General features: G+C 70.3%; 15 protein-coding genes. 4 read left to right on the top strand and 11 right to left on the bottom strand.

Annotation, left to right across the window (positions count from 1 at the left end):
• Window positions 1-6: 6 nt before the first annotated feature.
• From D7Y11_RS25840 to D7Y11_RS25825, 4 genes are all read right to left on the bottom strand, one after another.
• Window positions 7-624, bottom strand: a complete 618-nt coding sequence (locus D7Y11_RS25840) for a glutathione S-transferase family protein (RefSeq protein ID WP_126935032.1) — start codon at window positions 622-624, stop codon at window positions 7-9.
• The gene (locus tag D7Y11_RS25835) at window positions 621-1,496 is read right to left on the bottom strand and encodes an SDR family oxidoreductase (RefSeq protein WP_126935031.1); all 876 of its coding nucleotides are present in this window, start codon (window positions 1,494-1,496) and stop codon (window positions 621-623) included. Before D7Y11_RS25835 ends, D7Y11_RS25840 begins: the two co-directional genes overlap by 4 nt.
• 101 nt (window positions 1,497-1,597) lie before the next feature.
• On the bottom strand, window positions 1,598-2,161 hold the full coding sequence (gene dps / locus D7Y11_RS25830) for a DNA starvation/stationary phase protection protein Dps (RefSeq protein WP_120578157.1): 564 nt from the start codon (window positions 2,159-2,161) through the stop codon (window positions 1,598-1,600).
• 164 nt (window positions 2,162-2,325) lie between these two features.
• Window positions 2,326-3,696, bottom strand: a complete 1,371-nt coding sequence (locus tag D7Y11_RS25825) for an FAD-dependent oxidoreductase (RefSeq protein WP_126935030.1) — start codon at window positions 3,694-3,696, stop codon at window positions 2,326-2,328.
• A gap of 40 nt (window positions 3,697-3,736) precedes the next feature.
• Here D7Y11_RS25825 and D7Y11_RS25820 point away from each other — a divergent pair, with 40 nt between their 5' ends.
• A complete protein-coding gene (locus D7Y11_RS25820; protein ID WP_233597142.1) occupies window positions 3,737-4,267 on the top strand; it encodes a DUF4442 domain-containing protein in 531 nt (176 codons plus the stop codon).
• 3 nt (window positions 4,268-4,270) lie between these two features.
• Here D7Y11_RS25820 and D7Y11_RS25815 read toward each other — a convergent pair whose 3' ends face one another.
• Window positions 4,271-5,137, bottom strand: coding sequence for an N-acyl homoserine lactonase family protein (locus tag D7Y11_RS25815; protein WP_120578154.1), 867 nt, complete (start codon window positions 5,135-5,137; stop codon window positions 4,271-4,273).
• 36 nt (window positions 5,138-5,173) lie between these two features.
• The gene (locus tag D7Y11_RS25810; RefSeq protein WP_120578153.1) at window positions 5,174-6,316 is read right to left on the bottom strand and encodes a triacylglycerol lipase; all 1,143 of its coding nucleotides are present in this window, start codon (window positions 6,314-6,316) and stop codon (window positions 5,174-5,176) included.
• 129 nt (window positions 6,317-6,445) lie between these two features.
• Here D7Y11_RS25810 and D7Y11_RS25805 point away from each other — a divergent pair, with 129 nt between their 5' ends.
• Window positions 6,446-8,524, top strand: a complete 2,079-nt coding sequence (locus D7Y11_RS25805; protein ID WP_120578152.1) for a S46 family peptidase — start codon at window positions 6,446-6,448, stop codon at window positions 8,522-8,524.
• Here the strand turns inward: D7Y11_RS25805 and D7Y11_RS25800 are convergent.
• Window positions 8,475-9,347, bottom strand: coding sequence for a hypothetical protein (locus D7Y11_RS25800; protein WP_121752112.1), 873 nt, complete (start codon window positions 9,345-9,347; stop codon window positions 8,475-8,477). The genes D7Y11_RS25805 and D7Y11_RS25800 overlap by 50 nt on opposite strands.
• The gene (locus D7Y11_RS25795) at window positions 9,344-10,186 is read right to left on the bottom strand and encodes a hypothetical protein (protein WP_121752113.1); all 843 of its coding nucleotides are present in this window, start codon (window positions 10,184-10,186) and stop codon (window positions 9,344-9,346) included. The genes D7Y11_RS25800 and D7Y11_RS25795 overlap by 4 nt, the downstream gene beginning before the upstream one ends.
• Before the next feature lie 305 nt (window positions 10,187-10,491).
• Here D7Y11_RS25795 and D7Y11_RS25790 point away from each other — a divergent pair, with 305 nt between their 5' ends.
• A complete protein-coding gene (locus D7Y11_RS25790; RefSeq protein ID WP_120578149.1) occupies window positions 10,492-11,103 on the top strand; it encodes an adenylate/guanylate cyclase domain-containing protein in 612 nt (203 codons plus the stop codon).
• 38 nt (window positions 11,104-11,141) lie between these two features.
• Window positions 11,142-11,792 carry a glutathione S-transferase family protein gene (locus tag D7Y11_RS25785; RefSeq protein ID WP_120578148.1) on the top strand — a complete coding sequence of 217 codons (651 nt, stop codon included), beginning with the start codon at window positions 11,142-11,144 and terminating at the stop codon, window positions 11,790-11,792.
• Between the two features lies 1 nt (window position 11,793).
• On the opposite strand, the gene D7Y11_RS25780 is transcribed toward D7Y11_RS25785, so the two are convergent.
• From D7Y11_RS25780 to D7Y11_RS25770, 3 genes are all read right to left on the bottom strand, one after another.
• Window positions 11,794-12,393, bottom strand: a complete 600-nt coding sequence (locus tag D7Y11_RS25780) for an HAD family phosphatase (RefSeq protein WP_126935029.1) — start codon at window positions 12,391-12,393, stop codon at window positions 11,794-11,796.
• A gap of 13 nt (window positions 12,394-12,406) precedes the next feature.
• The gene (locus tag D7Y11_RS25775; RefSeq protein ID WP_126935028.1) at window positions 12,407-14,299 is read right to left on the bottom strand and encodes a methyl-accepting chemotaxis protein; all 1,893 of its coding nucleotides are present in this window, start codon (window positions 14,297-14,299) and stop codon (window positions 12,407-12,409) included.
• Between the two features lie 77 nt (window positions 14,300-14,376).
• Window positions 14,377-14,814 (bottom strand): host attachment protein, encoded by a 438-nt coding sequence (locus D7Y11_RS25770; RefSeq protein WP_121752117.1) that lies wholly within the window; start codon window positions 14,812-14,814, stop codon window positions 14,377-14,379.
• Between the last annotated feature and the right edge of the window lie 56 nt (window positions 14,815-14,870).

The raw sequence follows: 14,870 nt of genomic DNA, 5'->3' as shown, positions 1-14,870 counted from the left end.
CAGACGTCAGGGAATCTGCATGCCCCGCTGGACCGCGGGACGGCTGCCCACGCGGTGCAGGTACTGGAGGATGTTGGGCAGGTTGTTGAAGAACTCCGGGAAGAAGTCCCGCGAGCCCTTCAGCCACGGGTACGTGGCGATGTCCGCGATGGAGTACGTGGTGGCCAGGTAGTCCCGCGACGACAGCTGCTGCTCCACCACGCCCAGGACGCGCTTCGCCTCGGCCTCGAAGCGGTCGATGGCGTAGGGAATCTTCGCGGAGGCGTAGCGCCCGAAGTGGTTGAGCTGGCCGAGGGTGGGCCCCAGGCCGCTCATCTGGAACATCAGCCACTGCGTCACTTCCGCCTTGCCGCGCGGATCCGCTGGCATCAGCGCGCCCGTCTTCTCCGCCAGGTACAGCAGGATGGCGCCGGACTCGAAGAGGGCGAACGGCCGTCCACCCGGCGCGTCGTGGTCCACGATGGCCGGAATCTTGTTGTTGGGATTGATGGCCAGGAACTCGGGCTTGAACTGCTCGCCCTTGGAGATGTCCACCGCGTGCGTCTTGTAGGGGATGCCCAGCTCTTCCAGGGCGATGGAGATCTTGCGGCCGTTGGGGGTCTTGAACGTGTACAGGTCGATCATGCCTTCACTCCCGTGAGCTGTTCGCTCACCTGCCAGAGCCGCTCCGCGAGCGCTTCGTCCCGGGCGGCGGACGACGGCTTCGCCTTGCGGCATTTGATGAAGTATTCGCCGCTGACGCCCGCCACCTCCGGCGACGACGCCAGGTAGATGGACGTCCTCGCGCCCTTTTCGGGGGAGAGCATGAAGGGCGAGGCCAGCTTGATGAGGTGCTTGAAGAAGCCCTGGCTGTTGTGCCCGAAGCCCGTGCGCACCGCGCCGGGGTGCAGTGCGTTCGCGGTCACCTGCGTGCCGGCCAGCCGCTTCGTCAGCCCACGCGAGAAGAGGATGTTGCTGAGCTTGGCGTTGCCATAGACGCGGATGCCGTCGTAGCGACGCTTCTCCGTCTGCGGGTCGTCCAGGAAGTCCGAGTACGCCAGCCGGTGTCCTTCCGAGGACACGTTGATGATGCGCGCGGGGCCGCTCGCCACCAGCAGGTCTCGCAGCAGGTGGGTGAGGAGGAAGTGGGACAGGTGGTTCGTGGCGAACGTGGCCTCGTAGCCGTCCACCGTCACCTGCCGCCGGTCGATGATGAGGCCCGCGTTGTTGATGAGCACGTCCAGCCGCGGGTGGCGGTCGCGGAACGCCTTCGCCAGGTCGCGCACGGACTGGAGGGAGGACAGGTCCGCGAGCAGCGTCTCCACCCGCGCTCCGGGAGCGGCCTCGCGCACCGCGGCGACCGTGGCCGCCGTGCGGGCCTCATCCCTGCCGGAGAGCACCAGCGTGGCCCCCCGCCGCGCCAGCGCCTTGGCCGTCTCCTGGCCAATGCCACCGGTAGCCCCGGTGATGAGGCACACCTTGCCGTCGAGACGGTCTTCGGGAAGCCCTGCCGCCATGGGACGCGTCCTCCTGGAATCCGGGGACGCGTTCTATACGCTCCCCGCCTTCCCCGCGCAGGAGAACCTGCCAGGGAGGCGGATGCGAGTGGCGTCAGGCGTCAGGTGGAGGCCTGGCTGATGTCCTCGGCCTGACGGCCCCGGCGGTTGCCGCCCTTGGGAGGCAGGGTGGCGCCCGCGCGCGCGTCGCCGTTGAGGTGGCTCTCCAGGAACCAGAGGTCCTCCTCGGTCTCGCCCAGGGTCTGGGTGAGGATGTCCGCGGTGACGGGGTCGTTCGCCTCGTCGGACTTGTTGATGCCGTCGCGGAGGCTGGCGGCGTAGCGGCCCACGCGCTCGACCAGCGCGCGGATGTGGGCCTCGCCGTCCACGGCCTGGAGGTCGTACTCGGGCAGCTGGCTGTTGTTGGTGGCCAGGCGGATGGTGCCCTGGGCGTAGCCTCCCAGTGCGCCCGCGCGCTCGGCGTAGGAGTCCGCGTGCTTGCGCGCGTGCTTGGCCACTTCGTCGAAGAGCAGGTGGCGGCTGTAGAAGTGCGTGCCGCGGATGTTCCAGTGGGCCTGCTTCACCTGCCAGTGCAGGTCGATGGCGTTGGCGAGCAGCGTGTTGAGCATGTCGATGAGCTCTTCGCGCGCGTCCTGGGGAAGGTTCACGTGGCTGGTCGTGTACATGGTCCTGGTCCCTCGCTGGTGGGGTGCGCGCGGCAGGCCGTCGGCATGACGTCTCGGCGCTTCCCACAGGGTGGGGATGGGCCGTGCCCTTGGCCATGGCGCGGCATATTTCGCCTGGCTGCCCGGCTGGCCCGAAGGGCGGGCGGCCGGCCGGGCGTCGTGGATCAGCCCGCGTCGGGGGCGGTCAGCCGGGCGGCGACCTCCGTGGCGGCACGCTCGCCAGACTCCACCGCGCCGTCCAGGTAGCCACAGCCTTCGATGGCCGTCTCGGTGCCCGCCCAGTGCACGCGGCCAAATGGCGCCCGAAGCGCGTCGCCAATGGCGGTGAGGGTGCCGGGGCGGGGCAGGCCCACGTAGCAGCCGGTGCTGAACGCCTCCTGCTTCCAGTCCAGCGCGGCGATGGCCACGGGCGACAGGGCCTGGGGGCCGAAGAAGCGCGCGAAGTCCGCGAGCGCCGCGCGGTGGAGGTCCTCCTCGGGGCGCCCGGTCCACGCGCGGGCGGTGTCGCCCAGGAAGAAGCCCACGAGCGCGGGGTGGTGGCCGTGGGGACCGCAGTCATCGAAGCACAGGCGCACCGGGCCCGCGTCGCTGACGGCCTCGCCGGACAGGCCCGCTTCGCGCCAGAAGGGCGCGGCGTAGGTGGCCACGACCTTGATGACGCTGCCCATGGGGATGTCCGCGTGCGCGCGGCGGCGGCCCGGCGGCAGGTCCGCGCCAAAGTCGATGCGCTCCGCGAGCGCGGGCGGAGTGGCCACCACCGCGTAGCGAGCGCGGAAGGTCCGGCCATCCTCCGTGGTGGCGGTGACGCCGCGAGCGTCCTGGAGCAGGGCCTTCACGGGCGCGGAGAGGACGACGCGGCCCTCGGGCAGTCCTTCCGCCAGCCGTCGTGAGAGGGATTGCGCGCCGTCCACGAAGCGCTCCGCCTGGGCGCCGCCCTCGATTTCGGTGAGCGGCATGAGGCCGCCGTTGGAGTGCACGTAGGAGAGGAAGTGCAGGAAGGACAACTCGGAAGGCTCCGCCGCGAACACCGCGCGGGTGGCGATGTCCAGCGCGGCGCGGGCGCCCCAGGTGGGCACGTGGCGCTGCTTCCAGTCCTCCAGGGTGAGGGCGTCCCACTCGGCGGCCTTCGGCGCGGCGGAGGGCTGCTCCCGGGGGACGCGCTTCGCCAGTCCATCCAGCTTCCAGACGATGCGCTGCAAATCCAACAGCGACAGGAGGGGCAGGGACGGGACCTTGCCCTGGTACGTGCGGCGCTCGCCGCGCAGCTCCAGCACCTTGGTGCCCTGGTGGTGCTGGGGGAAGCGCTGGAGGCCCAGGCCGTCCGCGAGCTTGAGCACGTGGCGCTGCTTGGGGCCCACCCACTGGCCGCCCATGTCCACGAGCCCTCCACCCAGCTCGCGGGTGAGGGTGCGTCCGCCCACGCGGTCTCGTGCCTCCAGCACGGCGACGGTGGCGCCGGTGCGAGCGATGTCCCGGGCCGCGGTGAGTCCCGCGACGCCCGCGCCGATGACGACCACGTCCGCGCTATCACCCATAGGTCCGCGGACTCTATGCCGGAAGCGCCGGGTGGCTAGGATGCGCGCGGGACGTCAGCAGGGAAGGGTGGAGGACCGGATGTTCGCGTTGGAGATGGTGGAGAAGGTGCGGCAGGTGTCGCCGGGCGCGGCGAACGCGCTGACGACGTTGGCGGTGAAGAACATCGTCCCGTTGGCGGCGGCCATGGGCTACCGCGTGGACGAGGTGACGGACGCGCGCGTGAAGGCGACGGTGCCGCTGAACCGCAAGACGAAGAACCACGTGGGCAGCGTGTACCTGGGCGCCCAGGTGACGGTGATGGAGCTGACGATGGGCGTGATGCTCTTCCGCCGCTTCCCGCCTGGCCAATACAAGATGCTGGTCAACCGCATGGAGGTCGCCTTCCACGCGAAGGCGAAGACGGCGGTGAGCGCGGTATGTGAGCCGGGGGATGAGCTGCTTCAGAAGCTCGCGTCGGAGCTGCGCGCGACGGGCGACAAGGCGGAGGCGTGGATTCCCGTGCGCCTCCTGGGCACCGACGGCCAGTGCGTCGCCGAATCGCGCTTCCTGGCTGTGTTCAAGCGCGGGTAGGGCCTACTCCAGCGGCGCGGGGAACGCGGGCAGCGCGGCGAAGTCCTCGGGCACGTGCTCGCGGATGACCCGTGCGTGGGTGTCCTTCGCCAGCGCCTCCACGCGCTTCATGGACTCCAGCGTCTGTTCGCGGCTGGCGTTGTAGACTGGCACCAGCTGCCGCTCGCGGGACTCGCGCAGCGGCCACAGGTCGCCGGTGAGCAGGACGGCGCCGGACTTCGCCGTCTTCACCAGCAGCACGGTATGGCCGGGCGTGTGCCCGGGCGCCTGGTGGATGGAGACGGTGCCGTCGCCGAACACGTCGTAGGCGGCATCACCTTCGATGCGCACGGTCTTCGCCTGCTCCAGGGCGCTGTAGTGGGGGACCTCCCCGCGCCGGTGGGCCTGTTCGGAGAAGGCGCCGTCGCGCTCCTCCGCATCCACGAGCCATGTCGAGCCCGCGAACAGGTTGGCGTTGCCTGCGTGGTCGAAGTGCAGGTGGGAGAACGACACGAACTCGATGTCGGCCGGTGCCAGTCCCAATTCGCCGAGCGAGGTGGTGAGCTTCTTCTTCACCTCGAAGTGCACGGGCTGGCCCTGCGGACGCATGCCGTCCGGCATGTCCGCGATGCTCTCGGAGAGGCCGCTGTCCCAGAGCAGGTCTCCCTTCGGATGGCGGATCAGGTAGCACGGAACGACGGTCTCGGCGGGCACGCCCTTCATCGAACCGTCGTCCGCCATGAAGCCGGAGTCGCCAAGCTCCACGCGGCCGCAGTGGATGGCGTAGAGCTTCACGCCGGGCGCGGCCTCCGGGGATGTGCGCGAGGCGGTGTTCGTGCTGGCGCAGGCGGTGAGCGTGAGACAGGCGGACCACAAGCGAAGGGTCTTCATGGCGCGGCTCCAGGGCGGTGAAGCGAGGCGAAGAAGCTAGCGCGGCGCTTCCTCTTCCATGAGGAAGTCGCCAATGGTCTTCCACATCGCCTCGAACTGGGGGCGGCGGAAGCCGGAGCCGGAGATGAGCCAGTCCACGTGCGGGGGCTGGTGCGCCGGCTGGTCGAAGTGGCCAATGGCATCCAGGTGGTCCGCGCGCACCGCCGCCAGCACGCGGCCGTACACCTGTGAGCGCGTGGGCACGATGCCGTCACACGCGGTGGGGCCGGGCATGGCGCCGTAGGCTTGCACCAGCGCCGCTGTCTGCGCGGGCGTGTGCAGGGGCAGCTGCGTGAGCGGCATCTTCTGCGTCTTGCCGTACACGAACGCGTAGATGGTGTGCGTGAGCTGCGCGTACGGGTCCAGGCCCGCGGCCAGCCGCGTGCGCAGGGACGGCGGCCGGGCCTGCGTCACCACGGAGCCGTAGCGCACGCCGGGCCGGTCATGCGTGCCGCCGTTGAACAGGTCGATGCCCTCCGGCGTGAGCTGGGGGATGAGCGACGTGTCACGGCCCACGTCCCACAGGAACTTCGTCACCGCGTCGCGCCGCTCGCTGGAGAAGTCGCCCAACAGCTGGTCGAAGAGCTGGTCCAGCAGCGTGGCCTTCCACCCCAGCTGATCATCCGCCCGCGCCATCAGGTGCCCGAAGCGGAACACCACGCTCAGGGGCAGCCGGCCAAAGCGCAGCACGTACATGGTGAACAGCGACAACAGCTTCAGGAGCTGCTGGCCGAAGAGGCCCAGGAAGAACGTGGCCAGGGGCGTGCCCGCGTGGGGCGCGGACAGCGTCACCACGGAGCGCACGCGGCGTGCGAAGGGCTCCAGCTCCAGCGCGTCCGACACCTGCGCGCCAGGGGAGACGAACAGCCGGGCGTCCAGTCCGCCGGTGGAGTGGCCCACCAGGTGGATGGGGCCGTCGTCCCCGGAGGCTGTCTCGCTCACGGCCTTGAGCAGGTCCGCGGTGCGCTGGCGGATGGAGGCAGTGGGGTGCGAGACGATCGTCACCACCTCCGCGTCGATTCCCCGGCGGGCGAGGTCCTGTTTCAGGAACTCGTACGCGTGGCCGAAGTAGAGGAGCTCGCCCAGGTTGGTGAAGCCGAAGAAACCAGGGACGAGGTAGACGTGGTGCTTCACGGACATGGGTCGCCCAGCATACCCCACGCTCCCCGGATGGGCTTGGAATACCCGGCGTCCCACGGGGTTGACGCGCGCCTGGACGCATTGACAAAACGGTCGCCCGTTTCCCCTACCCACGAAGGAAGACTCCCCGTGTACCGCAGACTGCTCGCGCTTGGCCTGCTGTCGTCCCTCCCCGCCGCGGCGGAAGAGGGCATGTGGACCTACGATGCCTTTCCCGCCGCGCAGGTGAAGAAGGCCTACGGCTTCGAGCCGACCCAGGCGTGGCTGGACAAGGTGCGCCTGGGCTCCGTGCGGCTCGCGGGTGGTTGCTCCGCCAGCTTCGTGTCGCCGGACGGCCTGGTGATGACGAACCACCACTGCGTGCGCAGCTGTATCGAAGAGCTGACGACCGCGAAGGACGACCTGCTGGCGAAGGGCTTCCAGGCGAAGACGGCGAAGGAGGAGCGGCGCTGTCCCAAGGTCGAAGCCAACCAGCTGGTGGAGATGACGGACGTCACCGAGCGGATGAACGCGGCGACGAAGAGCCTGACCGGCGCCGCCTTCAACACCGCGCTCAAGAAGGAGATGGCCGCGGTGGAGGCCGCGTGCACCACCGGCGCGGACGTGCGGTGTGACGTGGTCACGCTCTACAACGGCGGCAAGTACCAGCTCTACAAGTACCGCCGCTTCCAGGACGTGCGGCTCGTTTTCGCGCCGGAGTTCTCCATGGCGGCGTTCGGCGGGGACGCGGACAACTTCAACTTCCCTCGCTACGGCTACGACGTGTCCTTCGTGCGCGTGTGGCAGGACGACGCGCCGGCCAAGAGCCCGGACTACCTGCCGTGGGCCAAGGAGGGCGCGAAGGAGGGGGACCTCGTCTTCGTCTCCGGCCACCCGGGCGGCACGGAGCGCAAGAGCACGGTGGCGGAGCTGGAGTTCCAGCGCGACGTGGCGCTGCCCCAGACGCTGCTCCAGCTGTCGGAGATGCGGGGCGCGCTGCGCGAGTTCACCAGCGCGTCGCCGGAGCGCTTCCGCGTGGCGCGCTCCAGCCTGCGCGGCGTGGAGAACGGACTGAAGGCGCTGAAGGGCCGGCAGGAGACGCTGGCGGACCCCGCGGTCCTCGCGCGCAAGCGGCAGGAGGAGGCGGAGCTGCGCAAGCGCATCGACGCGAACCCCCAGGCCAAGGCGCTGACGCAGGGCATGTGGGACGAGACGGCGCAGGCGCTGGACGCGTGGCGCCGGATGACGAACGACCACCGCATGAAGGGCGCGGGGGATGCGTTCCGCTCCGACCTGTTCTCCTACGCCCAGGCGCTGGTGCGCGCGGCGGATGAGCTGCCCAAGGCCAACGCGGAGCGCCTGCGCGAGTACACCGACGGCCAGCTGCCGGCGCTGAAGCAGCGGCTGCTGCGGGAGGCACCCATCCCGGCGGAGCTGGAGACGCTGACGCTGACGTTCGGCTTCAACAAGCTGCGCGAGACGCTGGGCGCGGATGATCCGTTCGTGCGCCTGGTGCTGGAGAAGGAGGCCCCGGCGGACCTGGCGAAGGCGCTGGTGAAGGGCTCCAAGCTGGGCGACGTGAAGGTGCGCAAGGCGCTGCTGGAGGGCGGCAAGGCGGCGGTGGACGCGTCGAAGGATCCGATGATCGTCCTGGCGCGCAAGGTGGACGCGGAGACGCGCGCGTCGCGCAAGCGCTACGAGGACACGGTGGAGGCGGTGCTCAAGCGCAACGGCGAGCGGCTGGCGAAGGCGTACCTGCTGGTGAACGGCACGGCGGGCGCTCCGGACGCGACGTTCACGCTGCGGCTCAACTACGGGCAGGTGAAGGGCTGGGAGGACAACGGCAAGGCCGTGCCGGCGCTGACCACGTTCGGGGGTGCTTACGGGCGCGACACGGGCAAGGAGCCCTTCAAGCTGCCGGCGCCGTGGGTGAAGGCGAAGGGGAAGGTGCCGGACGCGACGCCGCTGGACATGGCGACGACCCACGACATCATCGGCGGCAACTCCGGCTCTCCGGTGGTGAACCGGGACGGGCAGGTGGTGGGGCTCATCTTCGACGGCAACCTCCCGTCGCTGGGAGGCCGCTACCTCTACGTGCCGGAGACGAACCGCGCGGTGGCGGTGCACGGCGACGGCATCATGGCCGCGCTGGAGCACGTCTACGGTGCCACCCGCGTCGTCAATGAGCTGAAGGGCGCGCAGGCGGCGTCCGCGGCTCCGGCTCGCTGAAGCAGGGCTGCCCGAGGGGGCGGGGGGACATCCATCCCTCCGCCCGCAGCGCGGCCAGCGTGGCCGGGATGTCTCCCAGGTTCGCCTTGGACCGTTCCAGGAAGATGCGCACCCAGCGCACCGGCGCGTCCATCGTCTCCGCGGAGAAGCAGTACGCGCTCCGGCCATCAAGCTTGAGGGAGTCCACGAAGGCATTCACGTCGTGCAAGCCGCGCAGCGGACGGTGAGGCAGTGGGGGCGTGCGTGGAATCCATCCCTTCTTGGGGGACGGTGAGCGCCGCCAGGTGGCGTGCTCGCGCAGGTACTGGTTGAAGGTGGCGTGGCCGTCCGGTGCGGCGAGGATCTCACGCAGCAGCGAGGCCACCTCATCGCGTTCCCGCTTGCGGGCCAACTGCTCCCGGTGCTTCCAGTGATGCGCGCGTGCTTCGCGCTTCACGGGGTCTTCGAACGCGGGCGTGTGCTCCAGGTGGGACCACGCGTGCCTACCGATGACGCCCTTGGGCAGGATGCCGCGCACGTAGCCCTCGCGGGCATCATGGAGCATGCGGCGCACGCGGGCGGCGGCCCAGCGGACGAAGGGGTTCACCTTGTCCGCCCTCCGCCGGTCCAGCACCATCAACTCGATCTCGTGCTTGCGCCAGGGGACCTCCGCGGGCTCGTCCGCGTCCAGGTCGCCGGTGCGGAGCCACGCCACGATTGCCAGCCGGGCTTCGCGGCGGGCGGCGCGGTTCGTGACCGTCCGCTCCTTGCGCGCCTGTCGCCGGGCCGTGGACGGCAGCAGCGAGCGCGCCATCTGCCGGACCTTCTCGTCCGAGTGGATCATCGCGCGGGGGACTCTCGTGGATGTGCTGGTGGGACGGCACGCTCCATCAGTCCTTCGGCTTCCAGCGCGGCCAGCACGGAGGGGATGCAGCCGCGGTGTTCCTTGAAGCGCTGGAGGAACAGGCGCGCCCAGTGCAACGGCGGTGTCAGGGTGCCCCACCTGAAGTACGGATCCCACGCAGCGGGTTCCAGCGTGTCCAGGAAGGGGAGCACGTCATGCACGCCAAGCAGCGGGCGGTGCTTCAGCAGCGTCGCGAGCTTGCGGTTCTCGGGGACCTGGGCGTTCACGGTCCGTGTCCACGTGTGTCGCTCGCGCAGGAAGCGGTTGAAGGTGGCGTGGCCATCCGGCGCCGCGAGGAGCGCGCGCAGCAGTTGGGCCATCTCCCCCCGCTCCATCCGGTGCACCTTGCGTCCGGAGCGCGACCATTGGAGAACGCGCCACTCGACTTCGGTAGGGTCTCGGAACGCGGTCGTGTGCTCCACGTGGCCGAGCGCGTGCTCGCCGATGACGCCCGGGGGCAGCAGGCTCCGCACGTGGCTCAGGCGATCCTCCCTGCGCAGTTCACGCGTGCGAGCGGTGGCCCAGCGGATGAACGGCATCACCTTGTCGCCGCCGCGCCGCCACCGCACTTCCCCGCTGATCTCCTTGCGCTCCCACGGCGCGAAGGGCGGCAGGTCGTGCTCCATGTCCCCGGACTTCATCCACACCGCCAGCTCCTGACGGGCCTCCTTGCGGGCCGCGCGGTGGATGTGCTTGCGCGCGGTGCGCGCGGCCTCCCGGTTCTTCGACGGCAACAGCGAGCGCGCCATCTGCCGGACCTTCTCGTCTGAGTGGATCATGGCCCGCGGGCCCTCCGTGACCGGCGCGGACGTTGCGCGCCCCCGTCACCTGACTCGCACTGGACGTCTCCCACCGCGACGCGTCGGGTGCAGGACAACCCTGGTCCAGAACCTCCCGGGTGATTGGTGCGTCGCGTCAGGAAGTCGCTACCTTGGGGATGCGGACTTGAATCCGCCTCTGTCTTCGCACGGTTGCGTTCCCCGGAACGTCTCCGTCCGGGCGCCTTCCCGGGGTGGTTGGGAGTCGGCGCCCGACGTGCGGTAGCATCTCGGTTGTCTCACGCCGGGGGGAGGGAGGATGCACGATGGTGGTGGAGGCCCCGGAGCCCCGGACGATGTCGGCCATCATGTTCACGGACATGGAGGCCCCTGCAGGTCAACGCTGGCGGGATGAGTCGCTACAACAAGCGCTGCATGAAGAGCAGGGCCAACTGGTGCGCGGGCTGCTCGCGCGGCACGGTGGCCGCGAGGTGAAGCGGATGGAGGAGGGCGGCTTCCTCCTGGAGTTCGAGTCGGGCCCGCCCGCGGTGGCCTTCGCGCTGGAGTGGCGCGACGCCGTGGATGCTCGCAACCGCGCCGTCCCCACCGAGCGTCGGATGTCCGTCCGCGCGGGCGCGCACCTGGGCATGGTGGTGCACCGCGACGGCGACATCTTCGGCGAGGGCGTCAACCTGGCGGCCCGCATCGAGTCCCTGGCGCGTCCGGGCACCGTCTACGTCAGTGAGACGGTGGCCGCGCAGCTGGAGGGACGGCTGAAGGCGCCTCCGGTGAAGCTGGGCCGCAACGAATTGAAGAACATCCGGCTGCCGGTGGCGGTGTTCCGCATCGACTCGCCGGTGGAGGGCCGCGGCGAGCGGGCGCTCATGTCGCGCGTGCGTTCACTGCTGGGCCGTAAGCGCGCGCGCGCGGACGGTTGAAGCTGACTGCCGGACGCGCGGCGGTATGGTGCCGCGCCATGTCCGAGCTCACCCTGGTTGTTGGTTCCAAGAACTACTCCTCGTGGTCGCTGCGCCCCTACCTGGCCCTGGCCCACACCGGCCAGCCGTTCCGGGAGGTGCTGGTGCCGCTGGACACGCCGGAGACGGCGGCACTCATCGCGCTGCATTCGCCCAGCGGCCGGGTGCCGGTGCTCAAGCACGGCGACACGGTGGTGTGGGATTCACTGTCCATCTGCGAGTACCTGGCGGAGGCCTTCCCGGAAGCGAAGCTGTGGCCCGCGGACAGCGCGATGCGCGCGATGGCGCGGTCGGTGACGTCGGAGATGCACTCGGGCTTCCAGGCGCTGCGCACGAACCTCCCCATGGACCTCACCGCTCGCAAGACGGTGCCGGGGGTGGACGCGCCGGGCGTGCACGCGGACATCGCGCGCGTCCAGGCGCTGTGGGCGGGCTGCCGCGAGCGCTATGGCAAGGGCGGGCCCTTCCTCTTCGGCGCCTTCTCCATCGCGGACGCGTTCTTCGCGCCCGTCATCACCCGCTTCGTCACCTACGGCATCCCGTTCCGCCCGGAGACCGCCGCGTACCGCGACGCGGTGCTGGGCCTGCCCGCGATGCTCAAGTGGACGGAGGCCGCCCACGGCGAGCCGCCGCTCGCGCGCTACCGGTAGCTCACAGCCCCAGCGACTTCAGCTGCGCGTCGAACGCAGGGGCATCCGTGAAGACGTACCCGCGCAGTCCCAGCGCGCGGGCCGCGTCCACGAACTCCGGCAGGTCGTCGAAGAAGGCGGCCTCTTGCGGCGCGCAGCCCGCCTTCTGGAGCGCGAGCTGGTAGATGGCCGGCTCCGGCTTCACGTGCCCGACCTCGCAGCTCATCACCAGCGCGTCGAAGCGCTGGAGCACGGGCAAGAGCGGCTTCAGGTAGGCCACGTGCAGCGCGTTGGTGTTGGACACCAGCACCAACTTCACGCGGCCCGCCAGCCCCTCCACTCGCGGCAGCACCGCGTCGTGCACCTTGAAGTGGCTGCTCCACAGGGGCGCGAACTCCTCCATGGGCAGGTCCACGCCCAGCGCGCCGCAGACGTCCTGGCGGATGCCCTCCGCGTCCAGCAGGCCCCGGTTCGCCGCCGTCCAGCCCGCGCCGGTGAGCCGCCTCGCGGCCTCCTGCGGCTCCAACCCCGCCCGCGCCGCGAGCCTCGCGAAGAGCAGCGAGTTGTCGTGGAACACCAGCACGTTGCCCAGGTCCAGCAACACGGCCTTCACGGCGGACACGGTGACTCCTGTTTCAGATGCGGTAGGCGCGCGCGACGCCTTCCATCTGGCTGGCGACTTCCTGCAGCCGCTTCGCCGCGCCGGTGGTGGACCTCAGGCTGGTCTGCGTCTCCGTCATCATGGAGGACAGGTCCGTGACCGCGCTGAAAATCTGCGCGATGCCCGCGTTCTGCTGGTTCACCGCTCCGGCGATCTGCCGCGCCGCCGCGGCGTTGTCCTGGACGATGGTGGCCAGCTCCTTCAGGTGCTCGCCGCTGGTGCGCACCTGCTCCAGCCCTTCCGCGACGCTGGAGTGGCTCTGCTCCGTCATCTTCGCCGTGGAGATGATGGCGTGGCCCAGGTCCCCCAGGATGTCGCGCACCTTCTCCGTGGCCTGGATGGACTGGTCCGCCAGGTTGCGGATTTCGCGCGCCACCACGCTGAAGCCCTTGCCGTGCTCGCCGGAGCGCACCGCCTCGATGGCCGCGTTGAGCGCGAGCATGTTGGACTGGTCCGCCAGGTCCTTCACCGTCTGGGTGATGCCGCCAATCTGCTGCGTGCGCTCGTTGAGCTGCACGATGCGCATGGCCATCTCACCTGACTGCTCGTGCAGCCCCTGGAAGCCACCCAGGCTGTCGCGGATGGCGACCTCGCCCGCGCGGCCCACCTCCTCCGCGCGCGACGCCACGCCCAGCACCGTCTCCGCCTTCTCCGCGGCCAGGAGCGACGTCTGCTTGATTTCCTGCGCCGTCACCTGCGTCTCCTGGAGCGCGGCGGCCTGGCGGGCCACGTTGCGCTCCTGGACCTCGGAGGCGAGGTTCAGCTCCGCCACGGTCTCGCTGAGGACGTGCGTGCCCTCCTGGAGGCTGGTCGCCGTCTCGCGCAGGTTCTTCATCATCTGCGCGAAGGCCTGCGTGAGCTCGCCCACCTCGTCCCGCCCCGCCGTCACCTCCATCTCCTGCGTGAGGTCGCCCTCCTTCACCACGCGGCGGACCACCTCACCGAGCGCGCGCAGCGGCCGGGTGATGCCGCGCGCCAGCACCCACGAGCCCAGGCCCACCGACGCCACGAAGAGGGCGGCCAGCCCCAGCACCAGCCGGCGCATCCCGTTGAGGGGCGCGTAGGCCTCCGCGGGGTCCACCTGGGCGATGAACCTCCACCCGTCCCCCACGTCGCGCACCTCCGAGCCGTTCACCGCGACCACCCCCACGCGGCCCGAGTCGTCGTGCTCTCCCTGGCGCGTGTCGAACAGCGTCCGGCCGTCCGCGCCCCGGACCTCCAGCGAAAAGGTGGCGTGGCCGCGGTGCTGGGCGCGGTTGAGCGCGGGCTTCACCAGTTCTCCCACCTGTCCCCAGTCGAACGCGGCGAGCAGCACGCCCAGCCGCTGACCTCGCTCGTCCATCACCGGCACCGCCAGCGGCAGCACGTGCACGCTGTAGATGGGGTCTTCGGCTTCCACGCCCTCGGCGGTGGTGGTGCCGGCCTGCGCCTTCTGGAACCACGGCGCCTTGCGCACCGCTTCCGCGCTCCCGGCGTAGGCCTCGCGCAGCGCGGGCGTGCTGGCGGAGACCGCCGCGCCGTCGTCGCTGAAGAGCACGATGCCGTTGAGGGTGAGGTAGCGCCGCTGCAGGAGCGACAGCATCGCGTCGCTCGCGGTGGGGTCCTTCGTGCGCAGCGCCTGGCGCAGGACCGGATCCTCCGCCCAGCTGTGGGCGCTCGCCTCGCGCTCCGCCAGGGTGGACTCCAGCAGGTCCTTGAACCCTTCCGCCTCCATGCGCAGGGAGGTGTCTATCTGCGCCTCCGTCTGCTGGCGCATCAGCTTGTCCTGCATGCCGGTCAGCGCCAGGAGCGGCACGCACGACACCAGGGTCATGTACAGCAGCAGCCGCCCACGCAGCGTCAGGGACGGCAGGATGAAAGAAGGCATGGCACGCCGGCGCGAAGGAGAGGACCCGGATTCCTATACCAGAACCCGGGCCCCGAACCCCCTGTCCGGCTGGCCGCCTACAGCACCGGCACCCGGTCAGGCAGGTCCCTCGCGGGCAGGCTGGAGTAGTCCGCGTCCAGGTCCAGCCGCACCCGCTGCCTCACGCGCGTGCTGAGCAGCCCCCGGAGCATGCCCAGGAAGGCCGGAGGCGCCGCGATGACCACCTGGTCGAACGCGTGCGAGTCCACCCCCTTGTCCAGGCGCCCGGACAGCTCCCGGGCGAAGCGCTCGTGCTCCAGCTCCCTGCGGCCGTTCGGGTCGTTCTCCGGCACCGGGCCGTGCAGCGTGCCCGCGTTGGGGTTGTCCGCCTGGTTGAACAGCTCGACGGGCTTGGTGCGGCTCTCGTCATGCTGGAACTGCTCGATGAGGTCCCACTTCTCCGCCTTCGCATCCGTGGCGAAGAGCCGGGCGCGACTCGCGTTGGCCACCAGGATCCAGAGCCTCTTGTCCGCCATCTTCACGCCTCCTTGTCTCTTGAGGGATGCGGACCCCCCCGCCCACCGGCAAGCTT

Origin of the sequence: Corallococcus sp. AB018, from assembly GCF_003986945.1 — a bacterium.
GTDB classification, from domain to species: domain Bacteria; phylum Myxococcota; class Myxococcia; order Myxococcales; family Myxococcaceae; genus Corallococcus; species Corallococcus exiguus.
Note: the sequence above shows the minus strand (reverse complement) of the source record. Positions and strands in the feature narration are given on the sequence as shown.